General features: G+C 65.2%; 1 protein-coding gene. It reads left to right on the top strand.

Annotation, left to right across the window (positions count from 1 at the left end):
• The coding region (locus AC1DOP_RS27395) for a helix-hairpin-helix domain-containing protein (protein WP_477254452.1) at positions 1–356 on the top strand (356 nt) is incomplete at both ends.

Genomic DNA, 356 nt, shown 5'->3' with positions numbered 1-356 from the left:
GAACACGAAGAAGATCGCTACCAAGTGGGCCGACAACCTGATTGCTGCGATCGACGCCAGCCGTGATGCGACGCTGGAACGGCTGCTGTTCGCGTTGGGCATCGAGCACGTCGGCGAGAGCACCGCCAAGGCGCTGGCACAGTGGTTTGGCGATCTGGCGTTGATCCGCCGTCTGCCGTGGCCGTTGTTCAAGCGCGTGCCGGATATCGGTGGCGAAGTGGCGCGCTCGCTGGGCCACTTCTTCGAACAGGAAGGCAACCAGCAGGCCATCGACGCGCTGCTGCAGGTGGGGCAGGTGCGCATCAGCGACGTGCACCCGCCAAGTGCAAAGCTGCGCGAGGGGCTGGACCTTGCCC

The organism is Massilia sp. 01N410, assembly GCF_056399665.1.
Note: the sequence above shows the minus strand (reverse complement) of the source record. Positions and strands in the feature narration are given on the sequence as shown.